The sequence below is a fragment of the Glycomyces mayteni genome (assembly GCF_042428885.1).
Lineage (GTDB): Bacteria > Actinomycetota > Actinomycetes > Mycobacteriales > Micromonosporaceae > Glycomyces > Glycomyces mayteni.
Genome location: NZ_JBHMBP010000004.1, coordinates 758,406 through 777,027, shown reverse-complemented (window position 1 = coordinate 777,027; position 18,622 = coordinate 758,406). Strand labels below are relative to the sequence as shown.

Below are 18,622 nucleotides of genomic sequence, written 5' to 3'. Positions count from 1 at the left end.
CTGAAGCCGCCTGAAGGCAACTTAAGGAACGACCATGGGCCGCGTGACCGTCCGCCGCAAGACCACCCGCCTCGCCGGTGGCGAGCGCACCGGACGCATCGACACGCTCGTCGTGGAGGAGCCCCTCGAACTGCGCGTCGGCGGCGAATCCCTCCAGGTCACCATGCGCACCCCCGGCGACGACTTCGACCTCGCCACCGGATTCCTCCTGTCCGAAGGCGTCATCACCGGGCCCGCCGACGTCCTGACCATGCGCTACTGCGCGGGCGTCGACGCCGACGGCGAGCAGACCTACAACCTCCTCGACATCGCCCTCGCCCAGGGCGTCGAGCCGCCCGCGAAGTCCGCCAAGCGCAACTTCACCGTCACCTCCGCGTGCGGCGTCTGCGGCAAGGACAGCCTCGACGACGTCCGCACCAAGGCCGTCTGGGACCTCGCCGAGGACGCCACCGTGGTCGACGCCGACGTCCTCGCCGACCTCCCCGCGCGACTGCGCAAGTCCCAGAAGATCTTCGACAAGACCGGCGGCCTCCACGCCGCCGCCCTCTTCACCGCCGACGGCGAACTCCTCACCGCCAAAGAGGACGTCGGCCGCCACAACGCCGTCGACAAGGTCATCGGCTGGGCCCTCCAGCACGACCTCGTCCCCCTGCGCGGCAACGTCCTCGCCGTCTCCGGCCGCGCCTCCTTCGAGCTCGTCCAGAAAGCCGTCATGGCCGGCATCCCCATCCTCGCCGCCGTCTCCGCCCCCTCCTCCCTCGCCGCCGACCTCGCCGACGAATCCGGCCTCACCCTCGCCGGCTTCGTCCGCGGCGACACCATGAACCTCTACACCCACCCCGACCGCGTCAACTGACCCGGCGTGTCGCCACCAACATCTACTCACCAGTAACTAACCTCTCCCGCAGGAACACCTGAACGGGGGACACACCATGTGCAAGCCGCAGCACCGAACCCGAGTCGTGCTGGACGAATCCGAGATCCAGCGCCGCACGACCCGACCCAAGCGCCCCACAATGGCCGAACGCTACGCCGAAGCCTCCACACCGGCCGAACGAGACCGCTTCTACACCAACGACAACCGCCGCAGCGAGTCGAGGCCGCGATCCAATGCCCGGGCGATCCCGACGGGCACGGTCTGGATCACCCAGCCGATCCTCAAGGTCCGCGGATGGACCGACGCCTCCATCCGCGAGTTCCTGCCGAGGCCCGAGGACTACCGCACGAACCCGCACCTGCCCGGGCTCCGCCCGATGCCGCTGTGGAAGGCGAAGACCGTGGCGAAAGCCGAAGCGAACCCGGAATGGCAGCACTGGCTCCGCCAGTCCCTGAACCGCCGCCGCACCACCCGAGACGACCTCCTCGATGCGGTTGTCGACCAGGGATTCCGATCCAGAGCCGCCCGAGCCGCCGCCGCCATCGACGCCTACGGCGCCCATTCCGGCTGACGCCCGACCCGCCGTCGGAGAGCGGCCGAAACGGTCGCTCTCCGACACCTTCGGGTGACTGCGCGCGTGTGTCCGAAGAGAACTCCGGTACGATTGCCACCCCTGAGCAACCCCTCGACCTCCGAAGGCGCCATGGACCCCTCCCTTCCCCCGAGCCCGCTGGGCCACCGCGAACTCGCCGCGATCAAGCTCGACCGCATCCGCGAAGACCTGCTGAACTTCTCCCGCCGCAACCCGCTCGTCAACACCCGCCTTGACGGCAGGAACAACCGCTACCTGCGCGTCGTGGACGAACTCCCTCAGGTCCTCTACGACAACCTCACCGGCGGCAACCCGATGGAGTTCGTCCCGCTCCCTCCGATCCCCGACCCGCCCGCCGACGAGCAGTCCGAACCGTTCCTCAGCGCCTTCAACGAAGCCAGGTTCACCGACGAGCAGTACCTCGCCGACGTCGAGACCAGGCTCGCACGCGAAGCCGCCGGCCGCGCCATGCGCAAGGACCCCGAACGAGAACTCAAGGACCGCCTCCGCGAGCGCCTCGGACTTTCCAAGCGCATCAACCAGTTCGACCCCGCCCTCCACGACCTGCGGCGACACGCCAGGGACAACGGCGTCGACCCCGACTTCGAACTGCCCCGACCCGACAAGGCGCACGCCGACGGCAGGCACACCGACCGCGAGATCCAAACGCTCGCACTGCCCGAGCAAATGCGGCGCAACCTCGACAAGGTCTACGACGACGATCGGACCGCCCAGCAGGAAGCGGGCATCAACAGCCTCTACTGCGCCTTCGGATTCCTCGAATGGTCCGACCCGGCCAAAGCCGGTGCGGTCTCGACGTCCCCGCTCCTCCTCCTGCCCGTCGCACTGAAATTCGACCGCCGCACGCAGCGATACACGGCAGCGGGCATCGCAGAACGGGCCGAACCCAACCTCGTGCTCTCGGAGAAACTCCGCCGGGAGCTCAAAGTCCAACTGCCCGACGACTTCGACGGCGACGTCGAGCGCTACCTCGCCGCCGTCGCCGCGGCGGTCCCGAGCCAGCTCTCACCCAAACTCCATCGATACGTCGCCTTCGGTACCTTCAACTCCACACAGGTCGCCGTCTTCAACGACCTCGACCCCGCGAGCTGGACCCTGGAGGACGGCCCGGCCCTCGAACTGCTCATCAGCTCCGCCGGCGCCTCGGGCATCGGCGACTTCGCCGCCGAGTACCCGGTCGACGGTCCCGAACTCCGCGAACTCGCGCCACTGCTCATCGCCGACGCCGACTCCTCCCAGGTCAGCACCCTCATCGACCTCGCACGGGGCGAGAGCTTCGCCCTGGAGGGACCTCCCGGCTCCGGCAAGTCCCAGACCATCGTCAACGCCATCGCCGCCGCCCTCGAACAGGGCAAGAAAGTGCTCTTCGTCGCGCAGAAGACCGCCGCACTCGAAGTGGTCCGGGCCCGCCTGACCGAGCGCGGCCTCCTCGACTTCCTGCTCACCCTCCAAGCCGACCGGTCCGAACGCCAGGCGTTCCGCGAACAGGTCAAATCCCGCATCGAGATGCCCGGCTCCCCCGAACCGCGCGGCTACGGCGCCCACCTCGAAACCTTCAACCGGCACCGCGGACGCCTCCAGGAGTACCTCGACCTCCTCGCGACCCCGTTCGGCGGCACCGGCCTCACTGTCCACGAGGTGCTGTCCGAGGCGGTCGCCTCCGCCGCCGACTTCCGCCTCGCCGCCGATGACCTGCCCGCCCCCTGCCGGACCGGCGACCTCGCCGGACACGAGATCACCGCGATCGTCGAGGCCGCGGCCTCGTTCGAGCAGGCACTGGCCAACGCCGACCCCGAATCGTCCTGGCGGGGGATCGCCACCGGCCCGCTCGACAGGTCCGCCACCGACACGCACCTGCGCGCCGCGGCGAGAGCCGCCGAGCGGTTCGAGGCCGCCGCTGCCCAGCAGCGCGTGCTCACCGACCGCGGGTTCACCCTCGCCGATCTCGCCGACGGTTCCCCGCGCGACCTCGCCGCACGAGCCCGCGAACTCGAAGCGCTCCGCTCAGGGCTCGACGCCGCACTCGTCACCGAACTCATCCGCACCGGACGCGGTCAAGCGCTCCGGGCGCTCCTCACCGCGTGCGAAAAGTCCGCCGGAGAACGGGCCGAACTCGCCAAGTCGGTGCGCGAACCCGCCTCAGCCGCCCTGCACCGCGTGCTCGACCTGGGTGCGGACGCCGCCCGCCGCCTCCAGCTCGGCAACTTCGACGTCCAAGCCCACCAGAACGAACGCCGCAGCAGATCGGCCAGGATCGACGCGGGCGCGGCCGCAGCCGAGTCCCTCGCGATGCTCCGGCCCGACCTCCCCTGGATCGGCGCGAGCAACTGCCCGGACCTGGACGCGGCCGCCCGAGCGCTCGAAGGCGACTGCGTCCCCTATCTCCGGCTGCGAAACCCCGCGAACACCGCAGAAGGGGCCTGGCAGCACCTGTCGGCCGTCATCGACCGCATCGAAGCGCTCCGCGCCGAACGCGACGAGCTGTCGGCGCTCTTCCGCCTCGACCGCAAAGCCGACCCCGGGGCCTCCCACGAAGCCGCGCAGATCCTGGAGTCCACCGGCGCCATCGGCAAACTCGGCAGCGCCTACCGCGCCGCCAAGAAGCACTACCGCAGCGTGGCACTCGTCCCCAAGCCCTTCGACGCCCCCGGCGCGGCGGCGGGCCTCGAACGCCTCGCCGCCTGGCGGGACGCGACCGACGCCCTGATCGCCGACCCCGGCGTCCACGCTCTCCTCGGCCCCGTCTTCACCGGGCTCGACACCCGGCTCGACCTCCACCGCGAACTCGTCGGCTACCTCAAGGACATCGACAGCCGGTTCGGCGGGATCCAGTACCGCAACCTCCGGAGGCTCATGCTCGAAGGCGACACCGACCTGCTCACCACGCTCGCGCGCATCGACATCGCCGACTACCGCGTCACCGTGGACGACCTCCCGAACGCCGTCGCCGCGCGCCGCAGCGCCCTCGCCGAGATGGACGGACTGCTGCCCGTCCTGGCATCCTGCGCGACCGTGCTGAAGCATCCCGCGACGACCACACCTGAACGGGCGACGGAACTCTCCGAGTCCGTCGACGCGATGCTCGCCCACCTCGCCTCCATCGACGCCGACCCCCTGCGCGACCTCCTCGGCGCCCGACTCCGCGGCCCCGACACCGACACCGCCTCCTTCCGCGGCGAACTCACCGCCCTGGACCTCTGCGAGACCGAGCCCGCACTGAGCCGGGTCTTCGCGGAACTGCTCGCCGCACGGACCCTCGACGACACCGCCGAACGGCTCACCGCCTACGCCGACGCCGCCGAGTCCGGCCGCGACGTGATCGCCGACCTGCACCGCGCCACCGGAGCCGACTCCGGCTGGGTCGCAGCCACGCAGGACTGCGAGCTCCGCGCCGTCCACGCGGCCGAACTCGCGGCCGACCGCGCAGGGCTGCAATCCCACTCGATGGTCCACCACCGCACCGTCCGCCTCAGTGAACTCGGCTTCGGCGCCGTAGCCTCATGGCTCCGGCTCCACGCCGTCGCGCACCCGCACGCCCTCGTGCTCGCCCACCTCTACCGCGGCCTCGCGACCGACGTGTTCACCGCCCACGGCGAACTGCTGCGCGCGTTCCTCGGCACGGAGCTCGACGACCTGCGCGACCGGCTCGCTCAGGCCGACAACCTCCTTCAGAGCACCGCGGCGGCCCAGCTCGCCGCGAAGCTCTACCAAGGCGCCCGGCCGCCGGTCGGCGTCAACCGGGGCCGCAAATCCGACTACACCGAGATGGGACTCCTCGCCCACGTCAAGGACCTCCAGCGCAACCGGCACTCGGTCCGCGACGTGACCCGGCGCGCCGCCCAAGCGCTGCTCGAACTCAAACCCTGCTGGATGATGTCGCCGCTCGCCGTCTCCCAGTACCTCAGCCGGGACACCCGCTTCGACCTGTGCATCATCGACGAGGCCTCCCAGATGCTCCCCGGGGCCGCCCTCGGCGCCGTCCTGCGCTCAAAACAGGTCATGATCGTCGGCGACAACAACCAGCTCCCGCCGTCGGACCTCTTCAGCTCCACCGCCGCGAGCACCGATGATGACGACGAGGACTTCACGGAGGAAGCCGAGTCCGTCCTGGAGATGGCGGGGCGCGCGCTCCCGCGCTCACGCCGCCTGCGCTGGCACTACCGGTCGCGCAATTCGAGCCTCATTGCGTTTTCCAACAGGATCATCTACGACGACCAGCTCGTGGTCTTCCCCTCCGCGTGGGAAGACCGCGACGGCATGGGGGTGCGGCTCGAACACCTCGCCGACGGCCTCTACGAGAAGAGCCTCAACCATGTCGAGGCCGAGGCAATCGTGGACGCGGTGGCCCGGTTCGCCCGGACGGACGCCCATCGTTCGCTCGGCGTCGTGGCGATGAACGTGCAGCAGCGCAACCTCATCAACGACCTCCTCCACGAGCGCGCCGTCGCCGACGACGCACTCCGCTCGTATCAGCTCCGCTGGGAGGTCGAGGGCGACGGCATCGACTCGCTGTTCGTGAAGAACCTGGAGAACGTCCAGGGCGACGAGCGCGACGTCATCTTCATCTCCACCGTGTACGGCCCGAAGGAGCCCGGCGGGCCCGTCCACCAGCATTTCGGACCGGTCAACGGCAAGGCAGGGCGCCGACGGCTGAACGTCCTGTTCACCCGTGCCCGCGAGCAGCTCGTCACCTTCACCTCGATGCTCCCCGGGGACATCTCCGCGGACGAGCACGGCAATCCCGGCCGCTACATGCTCCGCCGCTGGCTGGAGTACTGCACGAACGGCGGTGTCCACGGCGAGGCCACGGGCCACGAGAAGCCGGGTGCCCGCCTCGCCGAGCACATCGGCGCCCGCCTCATCGAGCGCGGCTACACCGTCGACTACGAGGTCGGCACCACCGGCCACCGCGTCGACCTGGCCATCCGCCACCCCGACTGGCCGCACGGCTACCTCTGCGGCATCGACTGCGACGGCGAGGAGTACTACTCCTCCCGCTCTGCCCGCGACCGCGACATCCTCCGCCAACAGGTCCTCCAGGGTCTCGGCTGGAAGCTCTACCGCGCCTGGTCCGTCAACTGGTACAACGACGAGGAGGCCGAACTCAACCGCCTCCTGGCCTGGATTCGGAGCGTCACTGATCGGGGTCGTGGCTGAATCCCGGGCCTGGACAGGCGATCAGTTGAACACCGAGGCCAGCCCTTCAACACTGAGCCGACCGATCGCCATCAGGATCACGACGGCGATCACCAGGAGAACCCATCGACCGGTGGTGATGACCTCTGGATTGGTCTCGTTGAGAGACCTCCAGAACCGTGCCAATCCGGTGGGCGGGCGACGCCGTGAAGGCGTGCCGCTCCCTGGGTATCTCCTGGTGATCTCTTCGTGCTTTGCGCCGTTCTCCGCGCCGATGATCAGGGTGACCGCGTCGGAGATCAGCAGCCGGGCCCTTCGCCTCGCAGCCTCGGAGGTCCCTCCGGGATCGCCGACCATCGCGTTGAGCTGCGCAGCGATATTGCGTAGCGCAGAGGCGTCGGATCGACGATCAGCCGAGTTCGTGACCCTGTCGGCTTTGTCGATCCGCCACGCAGTTCTCTCGATCTCCGCGGCCGATTTCCGGATCCATGTCAGCGTTTGATCCGGAGCGAATTCGGTGAACGCGTTCCGTCCTGCTGCGGGGGTGAGAATCGGAACGCATTGCTGAACGCATCCGGCGAGAGCGGTCCGACGCTTGAAGACGAACCCGAGGACGCCAACGGCGATGAGGCTCAACGTCGTCCCCGTGATGTACGCCTGTTGGTGGTATTCGAGGTCCGGAAAGTTGTAGAACAGGATCGGAAGTATCGAGGCCATGACCAGCGCGGCGAGGAGCGTGGTCGTCTTGTCGGCAGCGATCCGCCACGACATGCGGATAGCGAATTTCTGTGCTCCTGAGCTGCTTATGGCCCTGCGAACGTTACGAGACACATTGAATCCGTACAGGGGAGGCACGACGCCTTGGATCTTGAAATCCTCCGCAAATGGCGAGACCGAGTAGGCGTGAACTCCTATGAGCATCAATGCGAGGAGGACTGCGAGGATCCACGGAATCGGCTCGATCTCGTTGCGGTAGAGATACATCGCTGAAGCGAAGTACGGAAGAGCAGTGATCGCAGACAGCATTGCGAACAATAGCGACACTGCGATGCGTGCAGTGATCTTGGACGGAATTCGCTTCGAGCGACTCGACGGCAAACTCCGTTTCTGTTCGGTCATCGCGATGCTTGAGGTGATGGAGAACCGCTGAGCCATTGCCCCTGAAGCGAACGAGAGCGGCCAGGAGAGCGCTGCGATCAATACGCCCAGTGTGAAGAACTCGATTGTCAGTTTCATGTCCATGAGCAGAACGTATCAAGGGCTCACGTTCCGTGAGTCGTGTTGCGAAGATCGAGGCTCCCGGGATCGGCGGGCGGTTCGGGTTGCTTTGGGTGGGGGATTGCCTTCATATCGATCTACTTGAATGTTTGGGTAGTCGTCCGTACGAGCTCTCCGGTTGCGGGGGTTCGGGTCCTCGACAACCGGGGACGGCTGAGCCCCCTGGTTCTTAGGAGCTCAACCGATGGAAGTCATACCCAAGGACGGGCGTGCGCGAGTGCGGCTGCGGCGAAGGGCCGCCGCGGTGTTCGCGGCGTGCGGGGCGCTGCTGGCGGCGTCGCTGGCGTTCGTGGCGGCCGACCCGGCATCGGCCGCCGCCTGCGATGCGCAGATCGCGGCGGGGCAGACCCGCGAGGTGTTCGGGATGACCGTCACCGGGACGGGGACGATCCCGACCGGCTTCAAGGTCAACGGCATCGCGTGCGGCGGGACCTCGACGCCCACGCAGACCCCGACGGCCGGGGAGCCGACGGAGACGCCGACCGGGAACCCGCAGCAGCAGAAGCAGACCCGCACGCCGGCGTTCCTCATCGAGGCCGGTGCGGAGACCGACAGCTACGTCGAGTCGGCGAACTTCACGGTCCGCTGGGGCGACGCGATCGACGCCGTCGCGTGGGGACAGCAGCACGGCTACGCGAACTACCCGCAGTGGGTCGCGAACCACATGGAGGAGATCTACGACTACTACGTGAACCAGGTCGACTTCGTGGACCCGGCCGACCACAGCGTCGGGTCGCGCTACCGGATCAACCTGTACCTGTGCGGCACCTGGTCGAACGGCTTCCTGCCGCCCGCGAACTGGGCCGGGCCCGACGACATCGGGGTGGGCCACATCTGCCTGCCGTACGACAAGACCTGGGACGACTGGGTCGAGTCGCACGAGTTCAACCACATCCTCCAGTCCTACGCCGTGGACATCAACATCGCCAACGGGAACGGCGGCGGCTGGGGCGCGGGCAACCCAGTCGCCGGGCCGGTGTGGGAGGCCCATGCGAACTACATGGCGCGGCTGCAGCGGCCCGAGGTGGTCGTCGGGTCCGGGTACTTCGTGGACCGGCAGCAGTACCGCTGGCTCGCGCAGGAGACCTACTACGGCGACTGGCTGATGTTCGACACGATCGCCGAACTGTACGGCGCCGCGGCCGTCGACCGGCTCTGGTTCGAGGCCCGGCAGGGCGAGCACCCGATCGACACGATCAAGCGCGTGCTGCAACTCGACCAGCAGGAATTCGCCACGCTCATCGGCGAGATGACCTCCAGGCAGGTCGTCTACGACTTCGACCAGGGCGCGGCCATGCGCTCCGACCTGTGGCGCGGCGGCGGCAGCTACCGGCCGCTCCACACCGACCCGCTCACGAGCCTCGGCTCCAACCGCTACCGCATCAACGCCACGGACGCCCCGCGCCAGTACGGCCACAACATGATCCGCCTCAACCCGACCACCTCGAACGTCAGCGTCGGCCTCACCGGCGCCTCCAGCCTCGCGGGCGCCGACTGGCGCTTCCGCCTCGTCGCCGTCAAGGCCGACTTCTCGGTCCGCTACAGCCCGTTCTACTCCCCGGGCCAGACCGCGAACTTCTCGCTCCAGACCGGCGAGACCCACATGATGCTCGTCGTCGCGGCCACCCCCTCGGTGCACCGCAACTACACGATGTGGCAGACCGGCGTCGGGGACCCGTTCCCCTACGAACTCACCATCACCGGCGCCACACCGTCTTAAAAAGACCATCGGCCCGTGGGACGGTTCGCGCTGTCCCGCAGGCCGATGGTCCCGTCCGTTCAGGGGAGCCGCGCTTGACCGGGGGAGGCTACATTGTGTCTCTGGTTCGTGACACGACGGGAGAGCCGATGTACGCGGTCATCGATGTGGAGACGACCGGCCTGTTCAACAAGGACCGGATCGTGGAGATCGCTATAGCGCAGCTCGATCGCGACGGCAGGGCCACTGCCACCTGGGAGACGCTGGTCAACCCCCAACGAGACCTCGGACCGCAAGAGCTGCACGGCATCCGCGCCGCCGATGTGCGGAAGGCCCCGACGTTCGACCAGGTCGCGGGAGACGTGGTCGAGCTCCTCCGGGACCGCGTCCCGGTCGCGCACAATCTCGCATTTGACGGCCGCCTGCTCTCACACGAGTTCCTCCGTATCGGTTGCGAAATCCCGGACCTCGGGCATTTCGGCGTCTGCACCATGCAGTGGGCGGACTACTTCCTCCCCGACGCGGGACGCAGCCTCGCTGACTGCTGCTCCGCCGCGGGAATCGCCAACGAGCGCCCTCACGAGGCCATGTCGGATGTCCTCGCCACCACGGAACTCCTCGCCCTCTATCTGAACAGCATGGGACAGGTGCCGCTGTGGGACCAGCGGGCCGCGGGCCTGTCAGAGGCCCGGTGGCCCCTGATCCCAGCGCAGGCGACAGCGCCGGTTCACCGCGGCATCGGCGCCGCCGACGGCGGGGCGTTTCTCGCCAGGCTGGTCGACCACCTCCCTCGAATCCCGGACCCGCCGCAGGCGGACATGTACCTCGCGCTCCTCGACCGTGCCCTGGTGGACCGGCACATCTCGGCGACCGAGGCGGACTCGCTCGTGGCGTTGGCGTCCGGCCTCGGCATCGGGCGCGATGCCGCGATCCGGCTCCACCGCGGCTACCTGCACTCGCTCGCGACGGTCGCATTGGAGGACGGATTCGTCTCCAGCGCCGAGCGGGACGACCTGGATCGCGTCGCCGCACTCCTGTCGCTACCCGCAGTGGAAGTCGATGCGGCACTCCGTGCGGCAGAGGACGGCTCGGCTCCAACACTGCCCCAAGCGGAGTTCCGCCTCCGGCGCGGAGACATCGCCGTCCTCACCGGGGCGTTCGCCGAGTCGAAGTCGTTCTGGGCCGACCGGCTCCGGGCTGCCGGACTCACGGTTGCCCCGAACGTCACCAAGAAGACCGCGCTCGTGGTGGCGGCCGACCCCGACTCGATGTCAGGCAAGGCGTCCAAAGCCCGGCAATACGGCATTCCTGTCGTTGGCGCGGACACACTCGATGCAGTGCTCGCGCGCCGTTAGGGCGTCCAGCCAGGATTCCGGCCGGTGAGGGCGATGAAGCGGTCCTGCGGGGTGGCGTCGGGGGCGGGTTGTACCGGTGGGGCGTAGATGCCGTTGCGGGCCTCTTGGTCGTCGGCGTCTTGGGCGACGAAGGCGGTGAGGGTGGTGATGGCGGCGGGGTCGAGGTCGTAGGGCTGGCCGGTGGCTTTGGCGAGGTCCCAGCCGTGGACGGCGACTTCGTTGAGGCCGACGAGGCCCATGATGGCGGCGGGGAACGTGACGCCGCCGGCGGTGGCGTCGCCGTCCCAGGCGGAGGGCTCGGCCCAGGCGTCGGCGAGGGTCTGGAGGCGCTCGGCCAGCAGGGGACGCCAGTCCGCGGGCGGCTCCGCGGAGGGCGCCGCGGGCGGGGTGTCGTTGTACGGGCCCCGCTCGCCGCGGGCGGCGGCGGTGAACGCCAGCGTCAGGCCGAGGAAGTGGTCCACCAGGTGGCCCACCCGGTACTCCTCGCACGGGGTGGGGGCCGCCAACTGGGCGTCCTCGACGCCCGCGAGCAGCCCGGCCACCAGGTCGGTCACGGGCTTGAAGTCGGCACCGGGTTCGGTCATGTGCGTTCGCTCCTCAGTTCGCTCGGTCTGCACCAGTGGTGACGACGCGTCGCCTCCGGATTCATCGGTGACCTACAGATTCGCCGCCGCGTAGGCCTCCATCGCCTCGCGGAGGTAGGCGGCGAGGCCCTCGGCGACGGTGTCGTAGGTGGCGTTGAAGGACGGGTCGTCGGTGTAGAGGGCGGCGAGGCCGGTGTAGGCCTCGGCGGTGGGGACGGTGCCCCAGAGGCGGGCGATGAAGGCGTAGTGCTCGGCGGCGACGGCTTGGGCCGCAGGGGAGTCGGCGGGTTCGCCGGCCTCGCGGAGGGCGGCGAGGCGGTGGTGGAGTTCGTCGAACTTCGCGGGGATGGCGCGGCGCTCGTCGGGGCTCATGGCCTTGACGGCGGCGTCGCCCGCGTCGACGACCGCGTCGCCCCAGCGGCGGCGGGCCTCGGCCTCGTACTCGGCGTGCCTGCCCGCGTCGAGGCCGTCGAACCAGGTCTCGGGTGTCATGGTCTGGTCTCCTTCGAGTTGGCGGATGGTGGCGGCGACCGTGGCGGCCAGGCGGTCGAGGCGCTCGCGCTCCTCGTCGAGCTGCTCGGCGTGGCGCTTGAGCGCCTCGGCCTCGGAGAGGGCGCCGTCGACGATCTCGGCGATCACGTCGAGGCGCAGCCCGAGGCGCTTGAGCAGCAGGATCCGCTGGAGGCGGAGCAGCTCGGCCTGGCCGTAGCGGCGCAGGCCGCCGTGGCCGGTCGCGACCGGTTGGAGGATGCCGATGGCGTCGTAGTGGCGCAGCGTCCGCGAGGTCACGCCGGTGAGGCGGGTGACCTCGGTCGTCGTCCAGGTCCGCATGTCGGCCTCCTTCCCGCTCGAAGTTACGGGTTGACGCTACGTCAACCGCAAGCCCGTTCCGCGGAGACGGCGGACACAGGCCGGGGCCCGGACGCGCGCGTCCGGGCCCCGGTTTTCTGGGGGAGGAGGGTCCTCACGCCGCCCTGATCGAGGGGAACGGGTAGCTGGTGACGTCGCTGCCGATGTAGAAGCTCGGGTGCGGCGGCTGGTTGTAGGCCGTGTTCTGCCAGGCGATCGCGACGCGGTACTGCGGGTTGTGCATGAGCGTCGCGATGCGCAGGTTCGTGGTGTACGGGGTCGCGTAGATGCGCAGGGCCGAGCTGTCGCTGGTGCGCCACACGACCTCCTCGCGCCAGTCGCCGAACAGGTCCGCGGACAGGCCCGGCGTGGCCTTGGTGCCGTTGTTGGACGCGACGCCCGAGCCCGAGAGCAGCGTCCCGGACGGGTAGTTCGTGATCGCGGTGCCGTCGAGCAGCTCGCGCTCGCCGTCGCCGTCCCACCAGGACACGAAGTTGGTCGAGGCGGGCTTGGCGCCGATGTTCGCGCCGGAGGCGTTGAGCAGGCCGCTGACGCTGGAGGACCAGTACTCGGCGCCCGCGTTGGACGCGAGGACGTTCGCGGCCACGCCGCGGCCGTTGTCGCAGCACGCGGGGGTCTGGAACAGGATCGCCCCGTTGCCGCCGTTGAGGCTCGACGAGGGCTGCGAGGTGCTCTCGTGCGGCATGAACACCTCCTGCCCGGCGCGGCCGGGCACGAAGTCGCTCACGTGCAGCGCGTCGCCGTGCCCGAACCCGGTGGTGTACAGCGCGGACCCGGAGGAGCCCACGGCCATGGCGCCGTAGACGACGTCCTGGTTCCCGTCGCCGTTGAGGTCGGCGATCGAGAGGCTGTGCGCGCCTTGGCCGGTGTACTGGCTCCCGGCGCTGTTGGAGTCGAAGACCCAGCGCGACACGAGATCGGTGCCGTTGAAGTCGACGGTCCAGATGACGCTGCGGGTGTAGTAGCCGCGGGCGAACACCATGCTCGGATGCTGTCCGTCGAGGTAGGCCGTCCCGGCGAGGAAGCGGTCGACCCGGTTGCCGTAGCTGTCGCCCCAGCTGGAGACGGTGCCGCGGGCGGGCTGGTAGTTGATCGTGTCGAGGATCGCTCCGTTGGCGCCGTTGAAGACCGTCAGATATTCCGGTCCACTGAGGATGTACCCGGAGGAGTTGCGGTAGTCGGCGCTGGAGCTGCCGATGACCTGGCCGGTGCCGGAGACGGTGGCGTCGGCGGTCTTCATGGCGATCTCGGCGTCGCCGTCGGAGTCGTAGTCGTACACCTGGAACTGCGTGTAGTGCGCCCCGGCGCGGATGTTGCGGCCGAGGTCGATGCGCCACAGGCGGGTGCCGTTGAGCTCGTACGCGTCGATGTAGACGTTCCCGGTGTAGCCGGACTGGGAGTTGTCCTTGGCGTTCGAGGGGTCCCACTTGACGAGGTACTCGTACTGCCCGTCGCCGTCGAGGTCGCCGACGCTCATGTCGTTGGCGCTGTACGTGTACGCGACGCCGTCGGGGGTGGTGCCGCCGCTGGGCGCCTGGATGGGGATGTCGCGGTAGCCGCTGGAGTTGAAGACCGCCTCGGCGCCCGCCTGCGCGCCGACGCTGCCGCCGTTGACGGGCGCGACGGTGTACGTCCCGGACCCGCCGGTGTCGAGGTAGTTGGTGGCGCCGGTGATCGGGGAGCTGTTGAGGAGGGTCCCGTTGCGGTACACGTTGAACGCGGTGCTCGCGGTGTCGGTGCCCAGGAGGCGCCAGCTGACGAGGTTGCCGCCGCTCGCCGGGACGACGGTGACGCCGCGGCCGAGGTCCTCCATGATGGGCCCGGTCTGCGTGGCGGTGCCGTCGGTGACCTCGACGTAGTCGATGTTCGCCAGGCCCGCCGCGGTGGTCGCGGCGATGCGGACGGTGTTGCTCCCGGCGTTGAGCGGGACGTTCACGGTCTTGTTGGTCCAGGTGGTCCACGCGCCCGTGGCGGGGAAGTCGCCGCCGGTCTGGACGGCCGCGCCGTTGACGAGGATGTCCGCCGAGCGGGTGTCGGTGGCGCCGTGGGCGTACCGGATCGACAGGCCGGCGGTGCCGGCGGCCGAGGCGGTGACCGTGAACTGCGCGGCCGCGCCGACGGCGTTGTTCGAGTTGCAGAACCCGCTGCCGGAGTACCCGGTGTGGTTCGAGTCGATGGTGCCCTCGCAGACCGCGGGGGAGGTCTCGGCCTCGTAGCGGACGGTCGCGGCGTCGGCCGAGACCTGGGGGAGCGCGACGAGGGCGGCGAGGCCCGCGAGCGCGGTCGTGGTGAGGGCGGCCCAGCGGAGGCGCCGGTGCCTGGTCGGTCGTGAGTGGATGGTGCGCATGTGTGCTCCGCGTGATCGGTGGTGAAGGGGCGCAAGGCCGTACGGAGGTGCCGGAGGCGGAGGCGCAGCGTGCCGGGCAGCCGCGACCGTCTCCAATGCCATCGACACATCGAATTGAATCGATATAATGATGTCGGGTCAGCATAGCGTGCGAGCGCTTACATGGCAATGCCCGCCCGTCGGCGGGCCGAGGGCTCGGCCCGCCGGGCACTCAGATCTCGGAGCGTTCCCTACGGCGGCCGCTCAGCGGCCTTCGGCGAGCGCCGCGAAGGCTTCGGCCTCCTTGGCCATGTAGCGGCGGGCCTTGCCGGAGAACAGGATTCGCGCGATCCACGCCCCTGAGCCCGTCCAGGTGATGCTCAGGGCGAGCCGGGTGCGGCCCTCGCCGTCGGCGCGCGCTTCGTGGACCGCTTCGGTCCGCACGCCCCCTGACGTCGCCGCCCAGGTGAAGCCCTGGCCGGGCCGCCACTCGGTGACCTCGTAGACGGCGGTTGCCAGGCCCGGCTGGGCGACCCGGAACCGGGCGCCCACGTCGATCGGGCCGGGGCCGCTCAGCCTCTCGACGCCGCCGACCGTGGGCAGGAGCTCCGCCCAGCGGTCGAGTTCGCTCATCACGGCCCACACTTCGGCAGGGGCCGTGCGGATCTCGCGTTCGACCAGGATCATTCCCACATCGTAGAGTCCGATAGAGGGAAGTCAATCCCCGTCGCGGCCCGCCCGGCCCCTGCTGCGGGGCAGACGCGGCCCATCGTGCAGCTGCCCGGCCGCTGCCGAACGCCGCCCGCCGTCCCGCCGCCCGGCCCCGGCCGCTTGTCGAACGCGGCCCGCCGTGCGGCGGCCCGGCCCCGCCTCCGTTAGCTCGCGTCGAACCGGCCGCGCTCGTCGTGGAGCCACTGCGCGAACGTGCGCGCCGGTCGCCCGAGCACGCGCTCGACGTTGTTGTTCACCGTCGCCGGGGTGTCGCCGAAGTTCGCCGCGACGTCCAGCAGCGAGTCGAACATGGCCTCCGGGAACCACTCGGGCCGCCCGGCGAGGGCCTGCTCCCGGGTCAGCTCCTCGACCTCCACCGGCCTCCCCAGTTCGGCTGCGACCGCGGCGACCGCTTGGCGCTGCGTCAGCGACTCGGGCCCGGTGAGGACGAGGCTGCGCCCGCGGAACTGGGGGCGCGTCAGCAGGTCCACCGCCACCTCGGCGACGTCGCCGAGGTGGATCGGGTTGATCTGCCACTCGGGGAACGCGATCGGGACGCGCCCGGCGCGGACCTGCCCGGCCCAGTCGCGGAAGACGTTGCTGCCCAGCCAGGACGGGTACAGCACGGTGTGCGGCAGGCCCGAGGCCCGCACCGCGCCCTCGATCGCCTGGTGCGCGGCGCCGATCGGCCCGGCGTGCTCGACCGGGTCGTACGCGGCGGGGGAGGAGAGCAGGACCGCGTGCTCCACTCCGGCCTCGACGGCGGCCGCGAGGAAGCCGCCGATGTCGCCGAACGTCGGGTAGAGGAACACGGTGCGGACGCCGTCGAGCGCGGCGGCCGCCCCCGAGGGCTCGGTGAGGTCGAGCGTGACGGCCTCGGCCCCTTCGGGGACCGCGAGGCCGTCGATGCTGCGCCCGGAGGCCCGGACCGCGTGGCCCGCACGGGTGAGGGCGCTCGCGACGCGCGAGCCGATGTTGCCGCGGGCGCCGGTCACGAGCACGGTGCCGTCGAGCATCGCACTGTCCAGATTCATGCCGTCCAGTGCCGTGCCGTCGAAGTCGTTCATGGGTGTCGCTCCTGGTTTCGGGCATGCGACCGCAGCGCACGGGGCGTGCGCTCGGGTAGCATGACGGTGGGAACTGTTTGCTTTCAAAGCAAAGGTAATACACCTTTGCTTTGAAAGCAAAGATATTTTGACCTCAAGGGGAATTCGGGGGTGCGACCGTGGCCGCGCGTTGGGGCGTCGATGACGCGATCCGGGAACTGCTGCTGCTCATGCCGCGGATGGTCGGGCGCGCGAAGCGCCTCCCGGTTCCTGAGAGCGTGCGCTCGCTCGACCTGAGCCCGCGCCACCTGTCACTGCTCGCGCTGCTGCTCTTCGACGGCCCCGCCACGGTCAACGACCTGGCCTCGCGCCTCGAAGTCGCGCCCACGACTGTGAGCCTCATGGTCGGCGACCTCAGCCGCAAGGGCGTGCTGGAGCGGCGCGAGGACGACGCCGACCGCCGCCGCCGCATCGTCTCGATCACCGCTGAGATGCGCCCGGAGATCGAGTCGTGGCTGTCGGGGAGCGCCGCCGCCTGGCGGAAGGCGCTGGCGCCGTTGAGCGCGACCGAGCTGGTCGTGTTCGTGGAGACGCTCGCCGCGTACGAGAAAGCACTCGAAGACTCCTACGGCGACTAGCCCGCGCGCTGGGAAGATCGCGCTGGGGAGGTCCGGCGGAGCCCGCCGGGCACCGGGGCGGAGCGCCCGCGCTGTAAGCGGCCGGGTGGGATGGTCGTGGTTGCAGGGGCCGGACGGGGCGCGCGCTGTCGTCGGGGCGGTTGTGCAGTCAGCGGCCAGGCGGGGCGCTCGCGCTGTCGGTGGCCCGGCGAAGCTCTCTCCCCGTCAGCGGCTCGGCGGGGCGGTCGAGTCTCGGACGACCATCGTGGTCGCGAGCTGGACGTGGTGGGAGTCGGGGACCTTGCCCGCCGCGAGTTCGATGACCGTGCGGGCGGCGACGCGGCCCATCTGGCGCAGCGGCTGCTTGACGGTGGTGAGCGGGGGCTCCATCCACATCGCGTTGTAGGTGTCGTCGAAGCCGACGACGCTGAGGTCACCGGGGATCGCGAGGCCGTGGCGCCGGGCGCTGCGCAGCACGCCCACCGCGATGCTGTCGCTGGCCGCGAAGATCGCGGTCGGGGGGTCGGCCAGGCCGAGCATCCGGTCGGTGAGCACCGCGCCGGTCGACTCCTCGAACTTGCCCGAGCCCATGAGCGCCGGGTCGAGCTCGATCCCGGCCGACTCCAGGGCCTCCCGGTAGCCGTGCAGGCGCTCGCGCGCAGGGACCGACTGCACAGGCCCGCCCGCGAAGCCGATCCGCCTGTGGCCCAGGTCGAGCAGGTGCCGCGTGGCCTGCACGCCCCCCGCCCAGTTGGTCGCGCCGAGGCTGGTGACGCGCTCGTCGAGCGGGTTCGCCGGGTCGATGACGACCAGCGGCAGGTCGGCCTGCTCGCACGCCGTCATCTCCTCGCCCGTGAGCTCCGCGGTGACCACGACCAGGCCCGCGGCGCCCTGCGCGGCGATCTCCTTGATCCGGTCCGCGCCCAAGGGCACCGGATGCCCCGGCCCGCCCTCCTCAAGGGAGCTGGTGACCACCGCGACGCCGAGGTCCCGTGCGCCGCTGATGATCCCGTCGAGGACGTACACGGCGTACATGTTCAGGATGGTGTCGAACACGACGTGGATCGACTGCCCGCCGGGGGTCTCGCGCGGCCCGGTGGTCGGCACGTACCCGAGCTCGGTGATCGCCTCGCGCACGAGCCGCCGCGTCTCCTCGGCGACGCCGGGGCGGGCGTTGAGCACCTTGGAGGCCGTGGCCTTCGAGACGCCGGCGCGCGCGGCGACCTCGGACAGCGTCGCGCGGGGGCGGGCCGGATCGCTCATGTGGTGCACCTCGTCCATGTCGTGTACCGACATGATAGCCGCTCACCGGAAACAGTTTCCGGCGACAGGAAACCGTTTCGGGCTCCCGTCCGCCACCAGGACCGCACCCGGGCCCCGTCCCCGGGGACGCTACATCACACACCGTTTCTATTGCGACACAATGGACTTCACTGCTTATAATGACGCGGTCCTCCGGCGGGGCCGCCCGAACGGCGCCTCCCGTCGGCCCTGTCGACAACAAGGAGAC

General features: G+C 69.9%; 13 protein-coding genes. 6 read left to right on the top strand and 7 right to left on the bottom strand.

The window, feature by feature from the left end:
• The first annotated feature begins 34 nt into the window (after positions 1 to 34).
• The 3 genes from fdhD (at position 35) to ACFFXY_RS18875 (ending at position 6,647) form a co-directional block, all read left to right on the top strand.
• The gene (gene fdhD / locus ACFFXY_RS18885; RefSeq protein ID WP_382354017.1) at positions 35 to 856 is read left to right on the top strand and encodes a formate dehydrogenase accessory sulfurtransferase FdhD; all 822 of its coding nucleotides are present in this window, start codon (positions 35 to 37) and stop codon (positions 854 to 856) included.
• 106 nt (positions 857 to 962) lie between these two features.
• Complete coding sequence (locus ACFFXY_RS18880) at positions 963 to 1,448, top strand: hypothetical protein (protein WP_382354014.1); 486 nt, start codon at positions 963 to 965, stop codon at positions 1,446 to 1,448.
• A gap of 132 nt (positions 1,449 to 1,580) precedes the next feature.
• The gene (locus ACFFXY_RS18875; protein ID WP_382354011.1) at positions 1,581 to 6,647 is read left to right on the top strand and encodes a DUF4011 domain-containing protein; all 5,067 of its coding nucleotides are present in this window, start codon (positions 1,581 to 1,583) and stop codon (positions 6,645 to 6,647) included.
• A gap of 21 nt (positions 6,648 to 6,668) precedes the next feature.
• Here ACFFXY_RS18875 and ACFFXY_RS18870 read toward each other — a convergent pair whose 3' ends face one another.
• Entirely contained in the window at positions 6,669 to 7,868 is a 1,200-nt protein-coding gene (locus tag ACFFXY_RS18870) for a hypothetical protein (RefSeq protein ID WP_382354008.1), read from the bottom strand.
• Between the two features lie 220 nt (positions 7,869 to 8,088).
• Here ACFFXY_RS18870 and ACFFXY_RS18865 point away from each other — a divergent pair, with 220 nt between their 5' ends.
• Both ACFFXY_RS18865 and ACFFXY_RS18860 read left to right on the top strand, forming a co-directional pair.
• Positions 8,089 to 9,624, top strand: coding sequence for a DUF6055 domain-containing protein (locus ACFFXY_RS18865; RefSeq protein WP_382354005.1), 1,536 nt, complete (start codon positions 8,089 to 8,091; stop codon positions 9,622 to 9,624).
• A 128-nt stretch (positions 9,625 to 9,752) separates the two neighbouring features.
• The gene (locus ACFFXY_RS18860; RefSeq protein WP_382354002.1) at positions 9,753 to 10,958 is read left to right on the top strand and encodes an exonuclease domain-containing protein; all 1,206 of its coding nucleotides are present in this window, start codon (positions 9,753 to 9,755) and stop codon (positions 10,956 to 10,958) included.
• Here the strand turns inward: ACFFXY_RS18860 and ACFFXY_RS18855 are convergent.
• The 5 genes from ACFFXY_RS18855 to ACFFXY_RS18835 all read right to left on the bottom strand — a co-directional run bounded on the left by ACFFXY_RS18855 (position 10,955) and on the right by ACFFXY_RS18835 (position 16,516).
• Positions 10,955 to 11,542 (bottom strand): TIGR03086 family metal-binding protein, encoded by a 588-nt coding sequence (locus tag ACFFXY_RS18855; RefSeq protein ID WP_382353999.1) that lies wholly within the window; start codon positions 11,540 to 11,542, stop codon positions 10,955 to 10,957. The two genes, ACFFXY_RS18860 and ACFFXY_RS18855, sit on opposite strands and share 4 nt — an antisense overlap.
• Positions 11,543 to 11,614: 72 nt before the next feature.
• A complete protein-coding gene (locus ACFFXY_RS18850; protein WP_382353997.1) occupies positions 11,615 to 12,373 on the bottom strand; it encodes a MerR family transcriptional regulator in 759 nt (252 codons plus the stop codon).
• 133 nt (positions 12,374 to 12,506) lie between these two features.
• Positions 12,507 to 14,759: a rhamnogalacturonan lyase family protein gene (locus ACFFXY_RS18845; RefSeq protein WP_382353994.1), complete on the bottom strand. Its 2,253-nt coding sequence runs from the start codon at positions 14,757 to 14,759 to the stop codon at positions 12,507 to 12,509.
• A gap of 243 nt (positions 14,760 to 15,002) precedes the next feature.
• Positions 15,003 to 15,425, bottom strand: coding sequence for an SRPBCC family protein (locus tag ACFFXY_RS18840; protein WP_382353991.1), 423 nt, complete (start codon positions 15,423 to 15,425; stop codon positions 15,003 to 15,005).
• 188 nt (positions 15,426 to 15,613) lie between these two features.
• Positions 15,614 to 16,516 (bottom strand): SDR family oxidoreductase, encoded by a 903-nt coding sequence (locus ACFFXY_RS18835; protein ID WP_382353988.1) that lies wholly within the window; start codon positions 16,514 to 16,516, stop codon positions 15,614 to 15,616.
• Positions 16,517 to 16,725: 209 nt separating this feature from the next.
• Here ACFFXY_RS18835 and ACFFXY_RS18830 point away from each other — a divergent pair, with 209 nt between their 5' ends.
• Positions 16,726 to 17,133, top strand: coding sequence for a MarR family transcriptional regulator (locus ACFFXY_RS18830; protein ID WP_382355517.1), 408 nt, complete (start codon positions 16,726 to 16,728; stop codon positions 17,131 to 17,133).
• 204 nt (positions 17,134 to 17,337) lie between these two features.
• Here the strand turns inward: ACFFXY_RS18830 and ACFFXY_RS18825 are convergent, their stop codons facing one another.
• Positions 17,338 to 18,393 carry a LacI family DNA-binding transcriptional regulator gene (locus tag ACFFXY_RS18825; protein WP_382353985.1) on the bottom strand — a complete coding sequence of 352 codons (1,056 nt, stop codon included), beginning with the start codon at positions 18,391 to 18,393 and terminating at the stop codon, positions 17,338 to 17,340.
• Positions 18,394 to 18,622: the final 229 nt, after the last annotated feature.